The 21,355-nt window shown below is 71.5% G+C and carries 21 protein-coding genes and 1 pseudogene; 19 read left to right on the top strand and 3 right to left on the bottom strand.

What is annotated here, in order from left to right; genetic code table 11:
* Window positions 1-214: 214 nt before the first annotated feature.
* On the bottom strand, window positions 215-1,129 hold the full coding sequence (locus AB0E83_RS16690; RefSeq protein ID WP_362111377.1) for a LysR family transcriptional regulator: 915 nt from the start codon (window positions 1,127-1,129) through the stop codon (window positions 215-217).
* A gap of 127 nt (window positions 1,130-1,256) precedes the next feature.
* On the opposite strand from AB0E83_RS16690, the gene AB0E83_RS16685 reads away from it, so the two are divergent.
* The 10 genes from AB0E83_RS16685 to AB0E83_RS16640 all read left to right on the top strand — a co-directional run bounded on the left by AB0E83_RS16685 (window position 1,257) and on the right by AB0E83_RS16640 (window position 10,582).
* A complete protein-coding gene (locus AB0E83_RS16685) occupies window positions 1,257-2,258 on the top strand; it encodes a fumarylacetoacetate hydrolase family protein (protein WP_362111374.1) in 1,002 nt (333 codons plus the stop codon).
* Window positions 2,255-3,211: a cyclase family protein gene (locus AB0E83_RS16680; RefSeq protein ID WP_362111371.1), complete on the top strand. Its 957-nt coding sequence runs from the start codon at window positions 2,255-2,257 to the stop codon at window positions 3,209-3,211. Before AB0E83_RS16685 ends, AB0E83_RS16680 begins: the two co-directional genes overlap by 4 nt.
* 53 nt (window positions 3,212-3,264) lie before the next feature.
* Window positions 3,265-4,398, top strand: coding sequence for an FAD-dependent oxidoreductase (locus AB0E83_RS16675; protein WP_362111368.1), 1,134 nt, complete (start codon window positions 3,265-3,267; stop codon window positions 4,396-4,398).
* A gap of 26 nt (window positions 4,399-4,424) precedes the next feature.
* Complete coding sequence (locus AB0E83_RS16670) at window positions 4,425-5,429, top strand: amidohydrolase family protein (protein WP_362111434.1); 1,005 nt, start codon at window positions 4,425-4,427, stop codon at window positions 5,427-5,429.
* An 11-nt stretch (window positions 5,430-5,440) separates the two neighbouring features.
* Window positions 5,441-6,382: a VOC family protein gene (locus AB0E83_RS16665; RefSeq protein WP_362111365.1), complete on the top strand. Its 942-nt coding sequence runs from the start codon at window positions 5,441-5,443 to the stop codon at window positions 6,380-6,382.
* A 260-nt stretch (window positions 6,383-6,642) separates the two neighbouring features.
* Window positions 6,643-7,614, top strand: a complete 972-nt coding sequence (locus tag AB0E83_RS16660; RefSeq protein WP_362111362.1) for a fumarylacetoacetate hydrolase family protein — start codon at window positions 6,643-6,645, stop codon at window positions 7,612-7,614.
* On the top strand, window positions 7,611-8,357 hold the full coding sequence (locus AB0E83_RS16655) for an SDR family oxidoreductase (RefSeq protein WP_362111359.1): 747 nt from the start codon (window positions 7,611-7,613) through the stop codon (window positions 8,355-8,357). Before AB0E83_RS16660 ends, AB0E83_RS16655 begins: the two co-directional genes overlap by 4 nt.
* Complete coding sequence (locus AB0E83_RS16650) at window positions 8,354-9,133, top strand: SDR family NAD(P)-dependent oxidoreductase (RefSeq protein ID WP_362111356.1); 780 nt, start codon at window positions 8,354-8,356, stop codon at window positions 9,131-9,133. The genes AB0E83_RS16655 and AB0E83_RS16650 overlap by 4 nt, the downstream gene beginning before the upstream one ends.
* A gap of 16 nt (window positions 9,134-9,149) precedes the next feature.
* The gene (locus tag AB0E83_RS16645; RefSeq protein WP_362111353.1) at window positions 9,150-9,932 is read left to right on the top strand and encodes a CoA transferase subunit A; all 783 of its coding nucleotides are present in this window, start codon (window positions 9,150-9,152) and stop codon (window positions 9,930-9,932) included.
* Entirely contained in the window at window positions 9,932-10,582 is a 651-nt protein-coding gene (locus tag AB0E83_RS16640) for a CoA transferase subunit B (protein WP_362111350.1), read from the top strand. The genes AB0E83_RS16645 and AB0E83_RS16640 overlap by 1 nt, the downstream gene beginning before the upstream one ends.
* A 59-nt stretch (window positions 10,583-10,641) precedes the next feature.
* On the opposite strand, the pseudogene AB0E83_RS16635 reads toward AB0E83_RS16640, so the two are convergent.
* Both AB0E83_RS16635 and AB0E83_RS16630 read right to left on the bottom strand, forming a co-directional pair.
* Window positions 10,642-11,273, bottom strand: a pseudogene (locus AB0E83_RS16635) (transposase family protein); the annotation flags it as partial.
* 213 nt (window positions 11,274-11,486) lie between these two features.
* Entirely contained in the window at window positions 11,487-12,182 is a 696-nt protein-coding gene (locus AB0E83_RS16630) for a substrate-binding domain-containing protein (protein ID WP_362111347.1), read from the bottom strand.
* Window positions 12,183-12,257: 75 nt separating this feature from the next.
* Between AB0E83_RS16630 and AB0E83_RS16625 the strand changes: the two genes are divergently transcribed.
* From AB0E83_RS16625 to AB0E83_RS16585, 9 genes are all read left to right on the top strand, one after another.
* Window positions 12,258-13,025, top strand: coding sequence for an IclR family transcriptional regulator (locus AB0E83_RS16625; RefSeq protein ID WP_362111344.1), 768 nt, complete (start codon window positions 12,258-12,260; stop codon window positions 13,023-13,025).
* Between the two features lie 109 nt (window positions 13,026-13,134).
* Window positions 13,135-14,346 carry a 4-hydroxybenzoate 3-monooxygenase gene (locus AB0E83_RS16620; RefSeq protein WP_362111341.1) on the top strand — a complete coding sequence of 404 codons (1,212 nt, stop codon included), beginning with the start codon at window positions 13,135-13,137 and terminating at the stop codon, window positions 14,344-14,346.
* Window positions 14,347-14,398: 52 nt separating this feature from the next.
* Complete coding sequence (locus AB0E83_RS16615) at window positions 14,399-15,424, top strand: amidohydrolase family protein (RefSeq protein WP_362111338.1); 1,026 nt, start codon at window positions 14,399-14,401, stop codon at window positions 15,422-15,424.
* Window positions 15,425-15,449: 25 nt separating this feature from the next.
* On the top strand, window positions 15,450-16,139 hold the full coding sequence (gene ligK, locus AB0E83_RS16610; protein ID WP_362111335.1) for a 4-carboxy-4-hydroxy-2-oxoadipate aldolase/oxaloacetate decarboxylase: 690 nt from the start codon (window positions 15,450-15,452) through the stop codon (window positions 16,137-16,139).
* A gap of 2 nt (window positions 16,140-16,141) precedes the next feature.
* Window positions 16,142-17,059, top strand: coding sequence for an amidohydrolase family protein (locus tag AB0E83_RS16605; protein ID WP_362111332.1), 918 nt, complete (start codon window positions 16,142-16,144; stop codon window positions 17,057-17,059).
* Between the two features lie 39 nt (window positions 17,060-17,098).
* Complete coding sequence (ligA, locus tag AB0E83_RS16600) at window positions 17,099-18,403, top strand: protocatechuate 4,5-dioxygenase subunit alpha (RefSeq protein WP_362111329.1); 1,305 nt, start codon at window positions 17,099-17,101, stop codon at window positions 18,401-18,403.
* A gap of 1 nt (window position 18,404) precedes the next feature.
* The gene (locus AB0E83_RS16595) at window positions 18,405-19,379 is read left to right on the top strand and encodes a Gfo/Idh/MocA family oxidoreductase (RefSeq protein WP_362111326.1); all 975 of its coding nucleotides are present in this window, start codon (window positions 18,405-18,407) and stop codon (window positions 19,377-19,379) included.
* 80 nt (window positions 19,380-19,459) lie between these two features.
* Entirely contained in the window at window positions 19,460-20,344 is an 885-nt protein-coding gene (locus tag AB0E83_RS16590; RefSeq protein WP_362111323.1) for an aldo/keto reductase, read from the top strand.
* 197 nt (window positions 20,345-20,541) lie between these two features.
* Window positions 20,542-21,015, top strand: coding sequence for a hypothetical protein (locus tag AB0E83_RS16585; RefSeq protein WP_362111320.1), 474 nt, complete (start codon window positions 20,542-20,544; stop codon window positions 21,013-21,015).
* Window positions 21,016-21,355 lie beyond the last annotated feature (340 nt).

Below are 21,355 nucleotides of genomic sequence, written 5' to 3'. Positions count from 1 at the left end.
ACGCTCCAAGGCAACGGCGGGGTCCCCCGCCGGAGACGACGCGCCCGGGCGGGTGCGGACGGGGTGGATGTGCCTCGACTATGCGTGCCGATGAACGAACTGCCCATCCCCCGGGTCATCCGCGTTCCCGATGGGTCCGATCCATCGGATGAATGCGCGCCGGTCGAGGCGGGCCGTCTTGCCCGTGGCGCCTCCGGGAGCGGGAAGGCGGACCTCAGACAGGCGTATCGGCCATGCGGCGACCCACCTCGGCCGCGATGTCCCTGAGCCAGGCGTGGGCGGCGTCGTGGGTGTGGACCGGGTGCCACCAGAGGGCCTCGCGCAGGGGAACGGCCTCGTAGGGCGGTTCGAGAACGCGTACGCCGCCGAGGGGCGCGAGGCGGTGGGCGAGGCGGGCCTGGACGAGGGCGATGCGGCGGGTGCCGGCGACGAGAGCGGGCAGGGCGTGGAAGCTGTCGACGGAGACCTCGACGCGCGGTTCGATGCCGAGCATGCCGAGCTGGCGGACCGCGGGGGCGTCGTAGGTGCGCTGATAGGTGACCCAGGGCAGACGGGCGAGGTCCTGGCGGGTCAGGCGGTCCCCGACGTCGGGGTGGTCGTCGGCGACGACGAAGACCCAGCGGTCGTCGTAGAGGTCGGTGGCGGGGAAGCCGCTGATGACACCGTGGGGCATCAGCAGGCCGTCGGTGGCGCTGAGCAGACTCTCGGTGTCGTCGACGACGGTGGCGGGGGTGCGGGTGAGGCGCAGGCGGATGCCCGGCGCCTCCTGGTGCACGGCGCGGGCGAGTTCGACACCGAAGACGTCGACGGCGTAGTCGGAGGAGACGAGGCGGAACTCCCGGGTCTCGGTGGCCGGGTCGAAGGCGGCCTGGCTGGTGAAGAGCCGTTCGAGGACGTCGTAGGCGGTGGCGGTGCGGTCGAGGAGGACCTGGCCGAGCGCGGTGAGTTCGTACTGGCTCCCCGACCGGGAAAGAAGCTCGTCGTCGAAGTGCCTGCGCAGCCTGGCCAGGGCGGCGCTCATCGCGGGCTGACTGAGGCCGACGCGTTGCCCTGCCCTGGTCACGTTGCGTTCCTCGAGCAGGGCGCGCAGGGCGACGACGAGGTTGAGATCCAAGCGGGCCAGATTCAAGACGCCGAGTCCCCTCAAGAACGGTCGAGCAGCTGTTATTCGTTCCATGGATTACACGTATCCATGGAATCTATTTCCCTGATCGCGCGATGCGGGTCCAGATTAGTCCCACCGCAATCAGGAGGACATGTCGGTGAAACCTGTATCCGCTTCTGGTCTTTTTGCCGGGCTTTTCGCCCTCGGCACTCTCTCGGCCGCTGACGGCCCTGCCTTCCCCGCCCTTGTCGACCGTGAGGGGCAGGTGCTCGACCTGCGGGGGGCCCTGGCCGACCCGGCGCTGACGATGCGCGGCCTGCTGGAGGAGTGGCCTGCGGTACTCCCCCGCCTGAGGGAGCTCGCCGCCGAAACCGGGCCCGACCGGCGTCCCTTGTCGGATTTCAGGGTCCTTGCCCCCGTCGAGCCGCGGCAGGTCTTCCAGTCGGGCGCCAACTACCGGCAGCACGTCATCGACCTGCACGTCGCGCACCGGGCGCCGGGCGACGAGCGTCCCGAGGAGGAGCGGCGCGCGGAGGCGGCGGAGATCATGGACCGGCGGGCCGCCGAGGACCTGCCGTACGTGTTCATCGGCCTCCCGAGCTCGGTCACCGGCCCGTACGACGACGTCACGCTTCCGGCGTGGGCGGAGAAGCCGGACTGGGAGCTGGAGCTCGCCGCGGTGATCGGCCGGCCCGCGTACCAGGTGTCCGTCGAAGAGGCTCTGGAGTACGTCGCGGGTTACACGATCGCCAACGATCTGACCGACCGGGCGACGGTGTTCCGCAGGGACATGCCGCAGATCGGCACGGACTGGCTGCGCAGCAAGAACGCCCCCGGCTTCACCCCGCTCGGTCCGTGGATCGTGCCGGCCGAGTCCGTCGGCGACACCCGCGACCTGCGGCTGACGCTGAAGCTCAACGGCGAGGTCATGCAGGACGAGTCCACCGAGGACATGATCTTCGGCGTTGCCCGCATGGTGGCCTACGCCTCCCGGAGCGCACAGCTCCTGCCCGGCGACCTCGTGCTCACCGGTTCCCCCGCCGGCAACGGCATGCACTGGGGCCGGCTGCTGCGCGACGGCGACGTCATGGAGTCCGCCATCACCGGCCTGGGCACCCAGCGCACCCGATGTGTCGCGGAGGGGAAGGCGTGAACCGCACCGATCCCGAGGGGTCGATCGCCCGGGCCGCCGAGAAGTGCTCCAACTGGGGCCGCTGGGGCGAGGACGACCGCCTCGGCACCGTGAACTTCCTGGACGAGGCCAAGCGCCGCGAGGGCGCCGCGCTCGTCCGGCGGGGCGTCAGCTTCTCGCTCTCCCAGCGCTTCGACATGAACGGTCCGCAGAAGGGCTGGCGGCGGCGCACCAACCCCGTCCACACCATGCTGGACACGGGGACGGACGCGGCGCTGGGCAACCAGGGGTTCCCCCACGGCATCGGCGGCGCCGACGACGTGATCGCGATGCCGCTCCAGTGCTCCACCCAGTGGGACGGCCTCGGCCACATCTTCGACCACGGCAAGGCGTGGAACGGCCGGCCCGCCGAGCAGGTCGTGACCTCCGAGGGCGACCTGGTCACCGGCATCGAGCACATGGCCCCGCACGTCGCCGGACGCGCCGTGCTCCTCGACGTCGGCCGCACGGCCGGCGAGGACGGCGAGCTGTCCGACGGTTTCGCGATCACCGAGGAGCACCTGACGGCCGCCGCCGAGGCCCACGGCGTCACGGTCGGGCGCGGGGACATCGTCCTCGTACGGACCGGGCAGCTCGCCCGTGTACGGCGGGACGGCTGGGGCGACTACGCCGGAGGCGCGGCCCCCGGCCTGTCGTTCACCACCGCGTCCTGGCTGCACCGCAGCGAGATCGCCGCGATCGCGACCGACACCTGGGGCTTCGAGGTGCGGCCCAACGAGTTCGACCACGCCTTCCAGCCGCTCCACCAGGTCGTCATCCCGCACATCGGCCTGCTGATCGGCGAGATGTGGGACTTCGAGGCGCTGGCCGAGGACTGCGCGGCCGACGGCGTGTACGAGTTCTGGCTCACCGCGGCCCCCCTGCCCATCACCGGCGCCGTCGGATCCCCCGTCAGCCCCGTCGCCGTCAAGTAGTCCCGGGACCCACCCAGCCCGAGGAACAAGCCCGAGGAACAAGGGAGTTCCCCATGAGCAGCACACCCCGCAGAGTCCTGGTCGTCGGCGGCGGAGCGGCCGGCAACGCCGCCACGATCCTGCTGCGTCGCGCCGGGGTCGACGTCGACCTCGTCGAGGCGAAGGACGACTGGAACGCCACCGCAGGCTCCGGCATCACCCTCCAGGGCAACGCCCTGCGCGTCCTGCGCGAACTCGGCGTCTGGGAGGAGGTGAAGGCGTCCGGTTTCCCCTTCGGATCGGTCGGCATCACCGCACCCGACGGCACCGTCCTGCACGTCCAGCGCGATCTGCGCACCGGTGGCGACGACCTGCCCGCCACCGTCGGCATGCAGCGCCCCCGGCTCCAGCAGATCCTGATCGACGCCGTCCGGGCGAGCGGCGCGACCGTCCGCCTGGGCACCACCGCCACAGTCCTGGACCAGGACGCCACCGGCGTCACGGTCCGCCTGAGCGACGGCGGCGAGCACCGCTACGACCTGGTGATCGCCGCCGACGGCCTGGGGTCCGCCACCCGCGCGCAGATCGGGATCACCGACAAGCCCGAGCCGACCGGCATGGCCATCTGGCGCGTCGCCGCCCCGCGCCCCGCCGGCGTCCAGCACACCGACCTCGCCTACGGCGGCCCGGCGTACATCGCCGGCTACTGCCCCACCAGCGACAGCACCCTGTACGCGTACGTCGTGGAGAAGAACCGCGACCGCTCCTCCATACCCCCTGAGTCCTACGCCGAGGAGATGGTGCGCCTCGCCTCGGCCTACGGAGGCGCGTGGCCGGAGATCACGGCCACCATCACCGACCCGGCGAAGGTCAACTACACGTGGTTCGACCGGCTGCTGGTCGAAGGGGCCTGGCACCGCGGGCGGGTCGTGCTCGTCGGGGACGCCGCGCACTGCTGCCCGCCCACGATGGCGCAGGGCGCCGCGCTGTCGCTGGAGGACTCCTGGGTCCTCGTACAGATGCTCACCGAGACCGACGAGTGGGACGACGCACTGCTCCAGGGCTACTACGAGCGGCGGATCGCCCGGGTCCGTCCGGTCGTGGAGGCGTCCGTCCAGATCGGCCGGTGGCAGCTCGACGGCGTCCGCGACGCCGACGTGCCCGGCCTGATGGCCCGCACCATGACCATGCTCAGGGAACTGCCGTGACCCCGTCCGCCGCCACCGGGCCCCCCGTGTCCGCGCCCACCGTGGACGTCCACGCCCACGTCCTGCTGCCCGAGATCGACGCGCTCGTCGCGGGCCTGCCCGGGCATGCCGAGGCCAGGGCGCTCGACGCCCGCCGCAACGGGCCCGACGCCCTCGCCGTCAACGGCCCCATGGTCCGCGACCGCGTCCCGGCCCTGACCGACCCCGCCGTCCGGCTCGCCCGGATGGACGCCCAGGGCATCGACGTCCAGCTCGTCAGCCCCTCCCCGTCGCACTACCACTACTGGGCGGACGCGGACACGGCCGAGAAGGTCTGCCGACTGGCCAACGAGGCGACCGCCGCGCACTGCGCGGCGGCGCCCGGCCGGCTGAAGGGGCTGGGGCTGGTCCCGCTCCAGCACCCGGCACAGACCGTCGCCGCCCTGGACCACGCCCTGGCTCAGGGGCTCGCCGGGGTGGAGATCTCCAGTCACGCGCCCGGCCGGGAACTGTCCGATCCGGCGTACGAGCCGCTGTGGGCGCGCGCGGAGGAGACGGGGGCGGTCGTGTTCCTGCACCCGTTCGGCTGCACGCTGGACGAGCGCCTGGACCGCTGGTACCTGTCCAACACCGTGGGCCAGCCCACCGAGAACGCCGTCGCCCTTTCGCACCTGATCTTCTCCGGCGTCCTCGACCGGCACCCCGGTCTGAAGGTCGTCGCGGCCCACGGCGGCGGCTACCTGCCCACCCACATCGGACGCAGCGACCACGCCTGGCGGGCCAGGACCGACGCGTCCGCCGGCTGCGCCGAGCTCCCCAGCAGCTACCTGAAGCGTCTGTACTTCGACTCCCTCGTCCACGACCCTGCCGTGCTGCGGGCGCTGGTGGAGGCGGCCGGAGCGGACCGGGTGCTGCTCGGCTCGGACTTCCCCTTCGACATGGGGTCCGCGGACCCCGTCGGCACCCTGCGTACGGCAGGCCTGTCCGAGGCCGGCTTCCACGCCGTCCGCGGTGCCAATGCCGCCGCCCTGCTCCACCTCTCCCCCGCCTGAGGAGGCTTCCCATGACGAACACCCGCCTGCTCACCCATCTGCGGCACGTCGACCTCGCCGTGCCCGACTACGACAAGCAGCTCGACTTCTACGCCGGCGTGTGGGGCCTGACCAAGGTCGCCGAGGACTCCGGCATCTCCTTCCTCGCCGCCGAGGGCAGCCCCGAGCAGTACGTGGTCCGGCTGCGCAAGGCCGACGAGAAGCGCCTCGACCTCGTCTCGTACGGCGCCGCCACGGCGGCCGACGTCGACACCCTCGCCGAGCGGCTGCTCGCCGGCGGCGTGCGGCTGATCTCGCGGCCCGGCGCGGTCGACACCCCCGGCGGCGGCTACGGCTTCCGGTTCTTCGACGTCGACGGCCGCACGATCGAGGTCTCCGCCGACGTGGCGGTCCGCAAGCACCGCAAGATCGAGGAGAAGGAGTCGATCCCGGTCAAGCTGTCGCACGTGGTGCTCAACTCCCCCGACCTGGACCGCACCCGCGCCTGGTACGAGCGGCACCTCGGTTTCAAGCTGTCCGACACCCTCAGCTCGCCGCACATGGGCGAGGTCATGCACTTCATGCGGATCAGCTCCCAGCACCACTCGATGGCGTTGGCGAAGGGCCCGCACACCTCGCTGCACCACATCTCCTTCGAGATGCGCGGCATCGACGAGTACATGCGCGGCACGGGCCGGGTCCTGCGGGCCGGTCACACGAAGATCTGGGGTCCGGGCCGGCACATGGCCGGGGACAACACCTTCACGTACTTCCTCGACCCGCACGGCAACACCGTCGAGTACACCACCGAGCTGGAGGAGCTCGACGAGGACACCTGGCACCCGCACGTCTACGACTTCTCGCAGCCCGAGGTCACCGACCAGTGGGGCACCGCCAACCCGATGAACGAGCTCGTCGCCAAGGAGTCGTTCAACGACCCCGACCGCGGCTGCTTCGTCGCCCCGCCGGTCTAGTCCGCCGGCCGGCGCCCCGCCGGTCCGGCCACCGGCCGCCCAATCCCCGGCCCGCCGGTCCGCCGGTCCGGCCCCCGGCCGTCCGATCCCCGGGAACGCGGCGGAGCATGTCCGCCCTGACCGCCACCGCCGCGTTCCCGGCTCCGGTCCACGGGACCGGAGCCCCGAAGGAGGCCGGCAACGGGCCTTCTCTCCGTCCCGGACGGCCCGGTCCCGTGTCCCGTGTCCCGTCCCCCGTTCCTCCGTATGGGAGCCGCCTCATGCGCTTCGCCGCTTACGCATACCGGCACCGGAACCGTGTCGCCGTCGTCGAGGACGACGGCACGCTGTTCCCGCTGCCCGGAGTCACCTCGCTCACGGACCTGATCCGCGACACCGACGGCCTGCCGGGCCTGCTCGCCGCCGGAGCCGCGGCCCTGGACGTGCCGCCCGGACCGCACGTCTCCGAGGTCCGGCTGCTGTCCCCGCTCCAGCCGTCCTCGATCAGGGACTTCGTCACCTTCGAGGAGCACGTCGAGGGCGTGCGCCGGTCGGTGGACGGTGCGGCCGGCGTGCCCGCCCAGTGGTACGAGGCGCCCACCTACTACTTCACCAACCCCCACGCGGTCTTCGGGCCCCACGACGACGTCCCTGTGCCGCCGGGCTCTTCCGTACTGGACTTCGAGCTGGAGGTGGCCGCGGTCATCGGCCGCGAGGGCCGCGACCTCACCCCGGAGCAGGCGCGGGAGCACATCGTCGGTTACACCGTGCTCAACGACTGGTCCGCGCGGGACCTGCAGTCCGCCGAGATGAAGGTCGGCCTCGGCCCCTGCAAGGGGAAGGACACCGCCACGACGCTGGGCCCGTATCTGGTGACCGCCGATGAACTGGATCCGTACCGTGACGGCGACGGCTTCCTGCGGCTGGCCCTGACGGCCGAGGTCAACGGCGAGCGGGTCGGGTCCGACCTGCTGTCCAACATGAGCTGGACCTTCGAGGAGATGACCGCCTACGCCTCGCGCGGCACCCGGATCGTCGCCGGCGACGTCCTGGGCTCCGGGACCTGCGGCAACGGCGGCTGCCTGGCCGAGCTGTGGGGCCGGAGCGGCGAGCGGGTCCCACCGCCGCTCAAGCCCGGCGACACCGTCACCCTGACCGTGGAAGCCATCGGGTCGCTCACCGCCCGCGTGGTCCCGGGCGCCGAACCCGTCGCGCTGCCCAAGGGCCGGCGCCGTGACCGGGAGCGGCCGTGAACGGCGGGCGCCTGGCGGGCAAGGTCGTCGTCGTCACGGGAGCCGCCCGCGGCCAGGGCGCCGCCGAGGTGGCGGCCCTGAAGCGCGAGGGCGCCACGGTCGTCGCCACGGACGTGAACGGCGGAGAAGGCGTCCGCCGGCTCGACGTCAGCCTGGCCGACGACTGGGCGGACCTGGCCGACTTCCTCCGCAGCACCTACGGGGCCGTGCACGGCCTGGTCAACAACGCCGGCATCACCTGGCGGGCCCGGCTGGACGAGGTCACCGCCGAGGACATGAGCCGCGTGCACGCCGTCAACGTGAACGGCCCGCTCCTGGGCATCCAGCACCTGGCTCCGCTGATGCCTCCGGGCTCGTCCGTCGTGAACGTCGGCTCGTCGGCCGCGCTGACCGCCCACTACCCGGTGGCGTACACGACGAGCAAGTGGGCCCTGCGCGGACTGTCGAAAGCGGCCGCCCTGGAGCTCGGCCCGCGGGGGATCCGAGTGAACACCATCCACCCGGGATTCATCGAGACGGAGATGACGGCCTCGGCCGCACCTGTCTTCCGGGAGGCGAACATCCGCGAGACGCCGCTCGGCCGTGTGGGCACGGTCGACGAGGTGGCCCCTCTGGTGGTCTTCCTCCTCTGCGACGACTCGTCGTTCGTCACCGGCGCGGAGATACCGGTCGACGGCGGTCTCACCTCGCACGGCGGAGTGAAGTCCGGGTCCGACGCGCTCCTCGGCGGGGTGGCGCGATGAGGCGGCTGGAGGGCAAGATCGCCCTGATCTCGGGTACGGCCCGCGGTATCGGGAAGGCCGCGGCTCTGCGGTTCGCCGCTGAAGGGGCCCTGGTCGTCGGCGGCGACCTCCTGCACGAAGAAGCCCTGGAGACGCAGCGGCAGATCGGCCGGGAGGGAGGCACCGCCCTCACGCCCGGTCCCCTGGACGTCACGCGTCCCGAATCCGTCGAAGCGTGGGTGACGGAGGCCGCCGAGGCGTTCGGTGGCATCGACATCGTCCTCACCAACGCCGGCACGGTGCGGTTCGGCCCCCTGGCCGAGCAGTCCTACGCCGACTACAGGACCACCGTGCAGTCCGAACTGGACTCGGTATGGCTCACCGTCCGCGCCGCGTGGCCGCACCTGACCCGCAGCCGCGGCTGCGTCGTCACCGTCGGATCGACCGCCGGCCTCACCGGCTCGGTGAGCAACCACCGCACCGCTCACTCCGCCGCGAAGGGGGGAGTGATCGCCCTGACCCGTCAGCTCGCCGCGGAAGGCGCCGCTCACGGGATCCGTGCCAACTGCGTCAGCCCGGGGCTGATCAACACCGAAGGCTCACGCGGCAACCTGCTCGCGGACACCCATCCCCTGCGCGACACCGCCCGGCACGTACCCCTCGGCCGCCTGGGTCTCCCCCAGGACATCGCCGCGGCGGCGGTGTTCCTCGCTTCCACGGAAGCCGCCTACATCTCCGCCGCCAACCTCGTCGTCGACGGCGGCTGGTCCGCGGTGCTGCCAGGCCCCCTCACCTGAAAGGACACCCGGAACCGTGGACAAGCTCATCCGGAAACCCGCCGATGCCGTCGCCGACATCCCCGACGGCGCCTCGCTCGCCGTCGGCGGCTTCGGCCTCAACGGCATCCCCGAGACCCTGATCCGTGCCCTGCACGCCCAGGGCACCACCGGCCTCCAGGTCGTCTCCAACAACTGCGGCACCGACGGCCGGGGCCTGGGGATCCTGCTGGCGGCCGGACGCATCAGCCGGGTCACCGGCTCGTACGTCGGCGAGAACAAGGAGTTCGCCCGCCAGTACCTCAGCGGGGAACTGGAGGTCGAGCTCGTCCCGCAGGGCACGCTGGCCGAGCGCCTGCGGGCCGGCGGCTGCGGCATCCCCGCCTTCTACACCCCCGCCGGTGTCGGCACCCAGGTCGCCGACGGCGGACTGCCCTGGCGCTATGCCCCTGGGGGCACCTCCCGGACGGAGTCCGGGGGAGGCACCGTCGCCCTCCCCTCCCCCGCCAAGGAGACCCGCGAGTACGAGGGCCGGCCCCACGTCCTGGAGCACGGCATCACCACCGGCTTCGCCCTCGTCCGGGCCTGGCGCGGCGACCGGCACGGCAACCTCGTCTTCCGCCGCGCCGCCGCCAACTTCAACCCCCTGGCCGCGATGGCCGGCCGCATCACGATCGCGGAGGTGGAGGAGCTGGTGGAGCCCGGCGACCTCGACCCCGACCGGGTCCACCTGCCCGGCATCTTCGTCCAGCACGTCGTACCCCTCACCCCCGCCCAGGCCGCCGACAAGCAGATCGAGAAGAGGACGGTGCGCGCCTGATGGCCTGGAACCGCAACCAGATGGCCGCCCGGGCCGCCGCCGAACTGACCGACGGCTCGTACGTGAACCTCGGCATCGGCCTGCCCACCCTCATCCCCGCCCACGTGCCGGCCGGCGTGCACGTGGTGCTGCACTCCGAGAACGGCATCCTCGGCACCGGCCCCTACCCGGCGGAGGACGAGGTCGACCCGGACCTGATCAACGCCGGGAAAGAGACCGTCACCGTCCTGCCCGGAGCGTCGTTCTTCGACTCCGCCCTGTCCTTCGGCATGATCCGCGGCGGACACATCGACACCGCCGTCCTGGGCGCCATGCAGGTCTCCGCCACCGGTGACCTGGCGAACTGGATGATCCCCGGGAAGATGGTCAAGGGCATGGGCGGCGCCATGGACCTCGTCCACGGCGCCCGACGGGTCATCGTCCTGATGGAGCACACCGCCAAGGACGGCACCCCGAAGATCGTCGACGAGTGCACGCTCCCGCTGACCGGCCGTACCTGCGTCGACCGGATCATCACCGACCTCGGAGTCCTCGACGTCACCCCGGACGGCCTCGCCCTGGTGGAAACCGCGCCTGCCGTCACCGTCGAGGACATCCGCGCCCGCACCGGCACGCCGGTGTACATCGGCAGTTCCTCCGCCGCGTGCTGAAGGACGAGGACGGCCTGGACGATCGCGGTGATGCGGTTGGTGCTGCAGCGGAGCTTTCACAGGAGGCGCCGGCCCTTCAGCGTGGACACGGCCTGTTCGCCGCAGCAGCGGATCGTGGCGTGCGTGCTGTTGTGACGACGGTGCCACCGCTTGGGCCGGCCCCGGTAAGCGCGTCGACAAGGCCGTGAGTGCGGGCAATGGCCAGATCGTGCCTGGAGCCGGGCAGCGCGGGCGAGGCCCGCGGCAGCCAACCGAAGAGATCGGTGAGGACCTGGACGTTCATGCCATCGCGTCTGTGCTTGCCTGACCAGTACGGAGCGTCGGCAGCGATCCGGTCGATGGGCGGCAGGGTGCCGGATCACGGACGCCTTGGTCCGGGCGATGCTCATCGCTTCGGCCAGGACGGGTGCGAGCGCGGCCGGTACGTCGACGGCCTCGCGTATGTACCGGTACACGGTCGCGATGCCGATACCGAACCCGGCGGCGAGCTGGGCGTAGGTGTCACCGCATCACAGACGGGCCAGGGCGAGCAGAGCCTGACGGCCGGCGGTCAGGCGTCGCCTCGGGTCCCGTTCTCCCCTCGCCGGGCGGCGAGGCGTCCGGTCAGGTACCGCAGAGTGCGACTGGACAGGTCGGTCGAACGGGGTCTCCCCTGCTCGAGCGAAGCCGAGAGCTCGGGGAAGGGGGACAAGCACGCGAAGCTCCTGGTGACTGCGGGCGGTCTCGGTCGAGAACCCGTCCACCAGAAGCTTCGTCGTTCCACCGAACTGTCCGTCACACGGCCAGCACCGCCAGGTCGGAAAGGGCTCATCGGCTCAGCGACTTTTGCCTGCTCCGGCACGGTACGACCCCTTCAACAGCACCACTTCCGTCGTCCCTGTCCCTCAACGGTGCTGACACACAGCTACGCCTCGGGAGCTCTCATGCCCCTGGATCGAGCGGCCTTCGACGCGGCGTCAGATCCGAGGAGGTCGAGGACCTCACCGGCTCGGCCCGGCTGGCTTGACGTGCCCAGCACAGCGCCGCTGAACGTCGAGCTGATCGAGGTGTCCCCCGGCAGCGGGCCGACAATAGTGACTCCCGCCAGGTCCATCAGCTCACTGTGCTGCTGGAAGGCCAAGTCGGCCCGGCCGGCCACCAGCAGGCTGCCTGCGGGCACTCCCGGTGGCGCTTGGACCAGTCGATCGGAGAGCGTGTCGGCAAGGCCCAGTCGGGTGATCAGGGCGATGAGAGCCGTTCCGCTCGGCCCGGTGGAGTAGGCGATACCTTTCGCGGACGTCAGCGCGGTTCGCAGGTCGGCTTCGGAGTCGAGGGCCGGAGCAGTCGCTCCTTCCGCCACGGCGGCGACGACCTGCGAGATCCACAGCGGCCGTGATGTGCCCCGGAGGATGTGCCCTTCCTTCTCCAGCTCGGCCAGAGCGCCGTCGGCGAGGACGAGCAGATCGGCTTCGGCACCCTCGCGTACCCGTCGGGCGATCTCGACCCCACCGGCGGAATCGAAATGTACGGGCAGTTTGTGAGTGTGCCTGATGTGTTCGGACAGGTCGGCCAGCAGGGGCCGTGTCGCCATCGAGGACAGCCCGACGATGTTCTGGTCCACGCCACCTCCTCGGTGTCGGGCAGATGGTACGACGCCCCTCGGAGCTCGTCGACATCGGTCTGCGAGACTGTCGGCGTGAGCGCATCCAGGAGCACGGCGGCGGGAAAGGTCCTGGAGGTCCTCTCCGCCTTCGACCGCGAACACCCGTCGCAGACCTTGTCGGAGATCGCCCAGCGTACGGGGCTGGCCTTGAGCACCGCGCACCGGGTGGTGGCCGAACTGGCGAGCTGGGGCGTTCTCGAACGGGCCGAGGACGGGGCGTGGCACGTGGGGCTGCGGCTCTGGGAGATCGCCTCGGGATGCCCGCGCACCCAGATCCTGCGCGATGCGGCGCTGCCGTTCATGCAGGACCTGTACGAGGTCACGCACGAGAACGTCCAGCTCGCGGTGCGGGAGGGCACGGAGCTCACGTTCGTCGAGCGGATCGCCGGGCACCGCTCGGTGGACCTGCTCACCATGGTCGGAACGCGCTTCCCCATCGCCTCCACCGGGATGGGCCGGGTCCTCCTCGCACACGCGCCGCAGGAGATCCAGGAGGAGGTTCTCGACGCCCCGCTGCGCGCGTGGACACCGCACACGGTCCTCGACCCGAAGGCCCTGCGGGCGCAGTTGGACCGGATCCGCCGCGAGCACGTCTTCGTGAGCGACCGTCAGCTCTCGGAGAGCACCGTCGCGGTGGCCGCACCCGTACGGCTCGGCCGGAACGGGCCCGTGACCGCCGCGCTGGGGGTCGTGATCGCGGCGCGGAACGCGAGCCGCGCCCGCCGGCTGCGGGAGCCGCTCATGCGGGCCGCTCACGGGATCTCCGACGAGCTCGGTCGCCGCACCCGTACGGCCTCCTGAGTTCCGGCCGGAACGGACTTCCGCCTGACGGAAACGGCAGCGACCTGGTCCCTGACCGGGTGACAACGTGCGGGGTGTCCGCAACGTTCGCAGCCGCTCAGGAGTTGCCATGGCCGATGCCCCCGTCGACACCGTCGTCTCGGTCCCCGTCGCCGTCGTCGGTGCGGGCCCGGCCGGCCTCATGCTGGCCCACCGGCTCGGCCGCGCGGGAGTCGAGACGGTCGTGGTGGACACCCGCACCCGGCACGAGATCGAGACGACGCAGCGGGCCGGGATCCTGGAGGCCGACGTGGCCCGGGACCTGGTCGAGACCGGAGTCTCCGACCGGATCCTGCGAGACGGCCACGAGCACGAAGGCACCGAGCTCCGGTTCGGTGGCCGGGCGCACCGGATCCACTTCAAGGCGCTGGTCGGCGAGTCGGTGTGGCTCTACCCGCAGACCGACGTGTTCATCGACCTGGCCGACGCGCGGCAGCGCGACGGCGGCACGGTCCACTTCGGCGTCAGGGACACCGAAGTCCTCGACATCACCACCGACGCCCCGCGGATCCGGTACACGGCGGCCGACGGGTCCCGGCACGAGATCCGCGCGCGGTACGTGGTCGGCGCCGACGGGTCCCGCAGCATGTGCCGCGACCTGGTGCCGGAGGACCGGCGGACGCGGTACGGCAAGGAGTACCCCTTCGCGTGGTTCGGGATCCTCGCAGAGGCGCCGATGAGCGCGCCCGAACTGGTCTACGCCCACTCCGAGCACGGCTTCGCGCTGATCAGCCGGCGCACCGAGGCCGTGCAGCGCATGTACTTCCAGTGCGCCCCCGACGAGTCCGTCGACGCCTGGTCGGACGACCGCGTCTGGGAGACCCTCCAGGCGCGGGTGGCTGGCGAGGACGGCTTCCGGCTGAAGGAGGGGCCCGTCATCGAGAAGACGGTGCTGCGGTTCCGGTCCTTCGTGCAGGAGCCGATGCGCTGGGGTTCGCTGCTGCTCGCCGGGGACGCCGCGCACACCGTGCCGCCGACCGGCGCCCGCGGCCTCAACCTGGCGCTGCACGACGTGAAGATCCTCGCGGACGTGCTGGTGAGGGCCCTCGGCGGCCACGACGGCACGGCTTTGGACGAGTACCAGCCGCGGGCGCTCCAGCGGGTGTGGCGGGCGCAGAACTTCTCGTACTGGATGACCCGGCTGCTCCACACCGCGCCCGGCGCCTCGGCCTTCGACCTGCGGCGCCAGCTCGGCGAACTCGACAACGTGGTGGGCACGCGCGCAGGACGGACGTACCTCTCGGAGCAGTACACCGGCTGGCCCGTCAGCGCCCAGGGCTGATCGCGTTCCCGGCCCGGCCGGCTCCCGCCCCGACACCCCCAGGAGACCTCCCTTGATCATTGACTGTCACGGTCACTTCACCACCGCGCCCCCACAACTGGCCGAGTGGCGCGGCCGGCAGATCGCGGCCGTCGGCTCCCCCGCGGACGCGCCCGACCCCGACGGCCTCGTCATCAGCGACGACGACCTGCGCCAAGCCGTCGAGGGCAACCAGCTGCGCCTCATGGACGAGCGCGGCAGCGACCTGACGATCTTCTCCCCGCGGGCCAGCTTCATGGCTCACCACATCGGCGACTTCGCCGTCTCCTCGACGTGGGCGAGGATCTGCAACGACCTGGTCCACCGCGTCAGCGCCCTCTACCCCGACCGGTTCGCGATGGGCGCGATGCTGCCGCAGTCCCCCGGTGTCGACCCGGCGACCTGCCTGCCCGAGCTGCGGCGCGCGGTCGAGGAGCTGGGCGCGGTGACGGTCAACCTCAACCCGGACCCCTCGGGCGGCCGTTGGACGGCTCCACCGCTGACGGACCGCAGCTGGTACCCCCTGTACGAGGCGATGGTCGCGTACGACATCCCCGCGATGATCCACGTCAGCACCTCCTGCAACCCGGCCTTCCACACCACCGGCGCGCACTACCTCAACGCCGACACCACGGCCTTCATGCAGCTCGTCCAGGGCGACCTGTTCTCCGACTTCCCCACGCTGCGGTTCGTGATCCCGCACGGCGGCGGCGCCGTGCCGTACCACTGGGGGCGCTTCCGGGGTCTGGCGATGGCGCTGGGCAGGCCGGACCCGGAAGCGCTGCTCGACAACGTCTTCTTCGACACCTGCGTCTACCACCAGCCCGGCATCGACCTGCTGACCGGAGTGATCCCCAGCCGCTCCGTCCTCTTCGCCAGCGAGATGATCGGCGCGGTCCGCGACGTCGACCCGCGCACCGGCCACCACTTCGACGACACCAAGCGGTACGTGGACGCCACCCCGCACCTGACGGACGAGGAGCGCGCCGCCGTCTACTCCGGCAACGCCCTGCGCGTCTACCCCCGCCTCGCCGCCCGCCTCGCCGCGGCCGGCCGCTGACCCCCGCCCTCCAGGAGAAGCACCCATGGAACACACCGAGATCGGCGTCGTCCACACCAAGATCGACCGGGCCGACCCCGAGGCCGTCACCGAGCTGTCGAAGTACGGCGTCGCGACGATCCACGAGGCGATGGGCCGGGTCGGGCTGATGCGCCCCTACCTGCGTCCGGTCTACCCGAAGGCCCGGATGTGCGGCACGGCCGTGACCGTGCTCCTCCAGCCCGGCGACAACTGGATGCTGCACGTCGCCGCCGAGCAGATCCAGGACGGCGACGTCGTCGTCGCGGCCTGCACCACCGAGAGCGAGGACGGCTTCTTCGGCGAACTCCTCGCCACCTCCTTCCGCGCCCGGGGCTGCCGCGGCCTGGTCATCGACGGCGGTGTCCGCGACGTCGCCGACCTGGAGGACATGGACTTCCCCGTCTTCTCCCGCGCGGTCCACGCCAAGGGCACCGTCAAGGCCACTCTCGGCTCGGTCAACGTGCCCGTGGTCTGCGGCAACGCCCTCGTCCGCCCCGGTGACGCGATCGTCGCGGACGCCGACGGCGTCGTCGTGGTGCCGCGCGAGCGGGCCGCCGAGGTGGCGGCCGCATCGGCCGCGCGCGAGGCGAAGGAGGAGGGCAAGCGCGCGCGGTTCCGCGCGGGCGAGCTCGGCCTCGACATGTACGGCATGCGCGGCCCGCTGGCCGAGCTCGGACTGCGGTACGAGGACTGACGATGACCGGTTTCGAGAAGACCCCCGGCTGGCTGGACTGGTACGCCGGTCCGAGCCGTCCCGAGTTCCGGCTCCCCGAGGGCGCCGTGGACGCGCACTGCCACGTCTTCGGCCCGGGCGGGACGTTCCCGTACGCCCCCGAGCGCAAGTACACGCCCTGCGACGCCTCCAAGGAACAGCTCTTCGCCCTCCGTGACCACCTCGGTTTCACCCGGAACATCGTGGTGCAGGCCACCTGCCACGGCGCCGACAACAGCGCCATGGTGGACGCGCTGAGGGCCTCCGGCGGCCGGGCCCGGGGCGTGGCGACGCTGCGGCCGGACGTCACCGACGCCGAGGTGCGGGAGCTGCACGAGGCGGGCGTGCGCGGGGTGCGGTTCAACTTCGTCAGACGGCTCGTCGACGCGGCGCCGAAGCAGGACCTGCTGGACATCGTCGAGAAGATCGCGCCGTACGGCTGGCACGTCGTCGTCTACTTCGAGGCGGCCGACCTCGCCGGCCTGCGGGACTTCTTCCTGTCGATCCCGGTGCCGCTGGTCGTCGACCACATGGGCCGGCCGGACACGGCGAAGGACCCGGAGGGGCCCGACTTCGAGACCTTCCTGGACTTCCTGCGGGCCCGGCCCGACATCTGGTGCAAGGTGACCTGCCCGGAACGGCTCTCGGTGAGCGGCCCGCCGGCCCTCGACGGGGAGCGGGCGGCGTACCGCGACGTCGTGCCGTTCGCCCGGCGGGTGGTCGAGGAGTTCCCCGACCGGGTGTTGTGGGGCACCGACTGGCCGCACCCGAACCTCACCGACCACATGCCCGACGACGGGCTGCTCGTCGACTTCGTCCCGCACATCGCGCCGACGCCCGAGCTGCGGCAGAAGCTCCTCGTCGACAACCCGACGCGCCTGTACTGGCCCGAGGGCCACTGACCCCTTCCCTCGACAGGATCCCTCGATTGGAGTTCCGGCATGGCGCTGGACAGGACCTACAAGCTGGTTCCGGGAACGACCGTCTTCGACTCGGAGCAGTCGGCGAAGGGGTACCACCTCAACCAGTTCTGCATGTCGTTGATGACGGCGGAGAACCGGGCGGCGTACCTCGCCGACGAGCGCGCCTACCTGGACGCGTGGCCGTTGCGGGAGGAGCAGAAGCGGGCGCTGCTCGACCGTGACCTCAACGCGGCGATGCGCGAGGGCGGCAACATCTACTTCCTCGCCAAGTGGGGTGCCACGCTGGGCTTCTCGTTCCAGCAGATGGCGGGCTCGATGACCGGCATGACCGAGGAGGAGTACCGCGCCATGATGGCCGGCGGTGGCCGCTCCGTCGAGGGCAACCGCATCGACCACGCCGTCCTCGAAGCCGCCCACGCGCCGGCGGCCCCGGGCGTCCACGCCGCGGTCACCGGCGCCGTCTTCACCTCGCACGTCCCGGCGATCGGCGCGGCCCTCGACCACGGCAAGACCGACGAGCCTTACTGGCAGCCGGTGTTCGAAGGGTACGAGTACTCCAAGGCGTGGGAGCGGGAGAACGTCCCCGACGTGGTCTTCCTCGTCTACAACGATCACGCCAGCGCCTTCGACCAGTCGCTGGTCCCGACGTTCGTGCTCGGCACCGGCGCGTCCTACCCCGTCGCCGACGAGGGGTACGGACCCCGTCCCGTCCCCGGCGTCGAGGGCGATCCCGACCTGGCCGCGCACATCGCGCACGCGCTGATCCAAGACGACTTCGACCTCACCCTCGCGAACGAGATGGCCGTCGATCACGGGCTGACCGTGCCGCTGTCGCTGATGTTCGGCGACGTCGAGAAGTGGCCGTGCAAGGTCATCCCGTTCCACGTCAACGTGGTGCAGTACCCGGTCCCCTCGGGCGCCCGCTGCTTCAAGCTCGGCCAGGCCCTCCGCAAGGCGATCGAGTCGTACGACCGGCCGCTCAGGGTGCAGGTCTGGGGCACCGGCGGCATGAGCCACCAGCTCCAGGGCCCGCGCGCCGGCCTCATCAACCGGGAATGGGACAACGCCTTCCTGGACCGGCTGGTCGACGACCCGGCCGGACTGGCCGAGGTCCCCCACCTGGAGTACGTCGAGGAGGCCGGCTCCGAGGGCATCGAGCTGGTCATGTGGCTGATCGCGCGCGGCGCGCTGAGCGACGTCGACGGTTCCGGCGAGGTCGAGGTCAAGCACCGCTTCTACCACGTCCCGGCGTCCAACACCGCCGTCGGGCACCTGATCCTGGAAAACCGTCCCCGGGCCGACGAGCCCGCCGAGGAGGAGTGACATGACTGACGACCGGACCCTGCGGATCGCCCTGGCCGGCGGCGGCGCCTTCGGTGCCAAGCACGCGGCCGCGCTGAAGCGTATCGAGGGCGTCGAAGTCGCCGCCGTCGTGAGCAGCAGCCTCGACCGCGCCCGGAAGTTCGCCGCCGACCAGGGCGTCGGACGGGCCGTCGCCACCCTGGACGACGTGCTGGCCATGGACGACATCGACGCCGTCGTCCTCGCCACCCCCACCCAGCTGCACGCCGCGCAGACCCTGGCCTGCCTGGAGGCCGGCAAGCACGTGCAGGTCGAGATCCCGCTCGCCGACTCCCTCGGCGACGCCGAGGCGTGCGTGGCGGCGCAGGAGCGCACGGGGCTCGTCGCGATGGTGGGCCACACCCGCCGCTTCAACCCGAGCCACCAGTGGGTGCGTCGACGGATCGAGGCCAGTGAGTTCAACATCCAGCAGATGGACGTGCAGACGTACTTCTTCCGCCGGCAGAACCTCAACGCGCTCGGGGAGCCGCGCTCCTGGACCGACCACCTGCTGTGGCACCACGCCGCGCATACGGTCGACCTGTTCGCGTACCAGACCGGCTCCCCGATCGTGCAGGCCAACGCCCTGCAGGGCCCGATCCATCCCGAGCTGGGCATCGCGATGGACATGTCGATCCAGCTGCGCGCGGCGAACGGCGCGATCTGCACCCTGTCGCTGTCGTTCAACAACGACGGGCCGCTCGGCACGTTCTTCCGCTACATCGGCGACACAGGCACCTACATCGCCCGGTACGACGATCTGTTCACCGGCCGGGATGAGCCGATCGACGTCAGCGGCGTCGACGTGTCCATGGACGGCATCGAGCTCCAGGACCGCGAGTTCGTCGCCGCCATCCGCGAGGGCCGAGAGCCGAACTCGTCCATCGCCCAGGTCCTTCCCTGCTACCGGACGCTGGCGGCGCTGGAACGGCAGCTCACTGTCGCCGCTGGCTCGTGACCGCGCCGACGCGGGCCGGCGCGGGGTGGGCCCCGCGCCAGATCGGGCCCTTCGAGGTCCCGGCCGTCGGCCTGGGTTGCATGAACCTGAGCCACGCCTACGGCGTCGCGCCCTCTACGGAGGACGCCGAGCGGCTGCTCCTGACGGCGCTGGAGGAGGGCGTGACGCTTTTCGACACCGCCGCCCTCTACGGCTTCGGCACCAACGAGGAGCTCGTCGGACGGGTGCTCGCCCGACACCGGGCCCGGATCGTGCTGGCCAGCAAGTGCGGCATGACCGGCGTCGACGGCCGCCGCGTCATCGACGGCCGGCCCGAGACCCTGCGGCGTACCGTCGACGAGGCGCTGGCCCGGCTCCGTACCGACGCGATCGACCTCTACTACCTGCACCGGCTCGACCGGGCGGTGCCGGTGGAGGAGAGCGTCGGGGCGATGGCCGGGCTCGTCGAGGCGGGCAAGGTGCGGGCGCTGGGCCTGTCCGAGGTGTCCGCCGCGACCCTGCGGCGGGCCCACGCCGTGCACCCGATCGCCGCGTTGCAGAACGAGTACAGCCTGTGGACGCGCAATCCCGAGCGGGGGACCCTGGAGGCGGCCCGTGAACTCGGCGTCGCCCTCGTGGCGTTCAGCCCCTTGGCCCGGGGTTCCTCACCGACGCGCCCCCGGACTTCGGCGCCCTTCCCGCGGGTGACATTCGCCGGGGCATGCCCCGCTTCGACGAGCGCCACTATCCGGGCAACCTGGCGCTGCGGAGCGAGCTGGAGAAGATCGCCGGCGGCGCCGGCGTCACCCTGTCATAGACCGCTCGGACGCAGGCGCCCAGTGACTCCCGAAGCCGTCGACAAACGCCCCCCTCCCCTTTTCTCGTGTACAGAGCCGCTTCCCGCCCGTGGCCAGGGCGGAAGGTGTCAGGACGGCTCGTACAGCCTTTACGCCCCGGGGGGCCAGGACGGTCCCGACACGGGGTAGGGCCGGAGCTGCCGGCCGGACCAGACCCCGCTGCCGGAGCGGCCTTCGCGCCAGAGCCCGCAGGGGGCCGGTGAACGGCAAGGTGAAATCTCCCGAACCAGCCGGGTTCGGACGACCCGGCGACGGGGCCGTGGCGGAACGCCTTGGCCGGTCTCTCGTGGCCCCGTGCTGTCAGAGGTGCCGGGCATGATCGGAGGATGGACTACTGGCCCTACCCGCCGACCGAGGCGGACCGTATCGACCCCTTCGACAGCGGGTGCGCCGAGACGCAGTACATGCTCTTCGGAGGCCACCGGCCCTCGTCGGCGTTCACCGATGCCGCACTGCTCGACGCCCCTGATCTGCACCAGTGGATCCCCATGGGTTACAAGATCCTTCGCAAGGCTCAGAAGGTGGCCGTCCACCGGCACGGTGACCTCGTGCGTGAATGGCCGGTGCAGTACCGCGATCCTCGCGTCGACCCCGTGGAACAGCCCTTCGGCGAAACGCTGTATCTGGACGACTGGAAGCGCAGTGTGTGCGGATACCGGGTCTTGACGTCGCCGACGGCGATGACCGCCCCCGACGACGCCTATGACTACGCCGCCGCGACCGAGATCGCCCGCGCGGCGTCACGCGCGACCGGACGCGCTCTGGTGGTGTACCTGCACGACGCCGAGAACTGGCACTGAAGCCTGCGGCGTTCCGGTCTCCCGGCCATCGTCGCCGAGGTTCGTCGCCTCACGCGTCAGAACGTGTCAGGCGGTCAGGAACGCGCGGGCCGCCGCCGCGCCTGCCGCGGCATCCCGGTCGCAGGGTCCGGTGCAAGGAACGCATCGCCGGGCAGTCCCCCGAGCGTGAGGAGTTTTCCGTGCTCACGATCACGAGGTGTCCGCTCCGGGCGGCCGGCCGGAGGCGTTCCTGTCCCACCGTGCCGGGACGGCTGCCCCGTGTGCGGAAACGACCGCACGGCGGACGACATCGGCTGGGGAATCCTGCTGCGCCGCGGCGAGGTCGCCCACGCCTACCTGG

The sequence above is a fragment of the Streptomyces sp. NPDC035033 genome, assembly GCF_040636735.1.
In the GTDB taxonomy this organism is placed as follows: domain Bacteria; phylum Actinomycetota; class Actinomycetes; order Streptomycetales; family Streptomycetaceae; genus Streptomyces.
This window is presented reverse-complemented; position numbering and strand designations above follow the sequence as displayed.

What these genes read in the sequence shown, in the direction of transcription:
- AB0E83_RS16585 (WP_362111320.1), top strand. Translation starts at nt 20,542, where the DNA reads ATGGACTACTGGCCCTACCCGCCGACCGAGGCGGACCGTATCGACCCC.
- AB0E83_RS16640 (WP_362111350.1), top strand. Translation starts at nt 9,932, where the DNA reads ATGGCCTGGAACCGCAACCAGATGGCCGCCCGGGCCGCCGCCGAACTG.
- AB0E83_RS16685 (WP_362111374.1), top strand. Translation starts at nt 1,257, where the DNA reads ATGTCGGTGAAACCTGTATCCGCTTCTGGTCTTTTTGCCGGGCTTTTC.
- AB0E83_RS16650 (WP_362111356.1), top strand. Translation starts at nt 8,354, where the DNA reads ATGAGGCGGCTGGAGGGCAAGATCGCCCTGATCTCGGGTACGGCCCGC.
- AB0E83_RS16590 (WP_362111323.1), top strand. Translation starts at nt 19,460, where the DNA reads ATGAACCTGAGCCACGCCTACGGCGTCGCGCCCTCTACGGAGGACGCC.
- AB0E83_RS16595 (WP_362111326.1), top strand. Translation starts at nt 18,405, where the DNA reads ATGACTGACGACCGGACCCTGCGGATCGCCCTGGCCGGCGGCGGCGCC.
- ligK (WP_362111335.1), top strand. Translation starts at nt 15,450, where the DNA reads ATGGAACACACCGAGATCGGCGTCGTCCACACCAAGATCGACCGGGCC.
- AB0E83_RS16665 (WP_362111365.1), top strand. Translation starts at nt 5,441, where the DNA reads ATGACGAACACCCGCCTGCTCACCCATCTGCGGCACGTCGACCTCGCC.
- AB0E83_RS16660 (WP_362111362.1), top strand. Translation starts at nt 6,643, where the DNA reads ATGCGCTTCGCCGCTTACGCATACCGGCACCGGAACCGTGTCGCCGTC.
- ligA (WP_362111329.1), top strand. Translation starts at nt 17,099, where the DNA reads ATGGCGCTGGACAGGACCTACAAGCTGGTTCCGGGAACGACCGTCTTC.
- AB0E83_RS16675 (WP_362111368.1), top strand. Translation starts at nt 3,265, where the DNA reads ATGAGCAGCACACCCCGCAGAGTCCTGGTCGTCGGCGGCGGAGCGGCC.
- AB0E83_RS16620 (WP_362111341.1), top strand. Translation starts at nt 13,135, where the DNA reads ATGGCCGATGCCCCCGTCGACACCGTCGTCTCGGTCCCCGTCGCCGTC.
- AB0E83_RS16605 (WP_362111332.1), top strand. Translation starts at nt 16,142, where the DNA reads ATGACCGGTTTCGAGAAGACCCCCGGCTGGCTGGACTGGTACGCCGGT.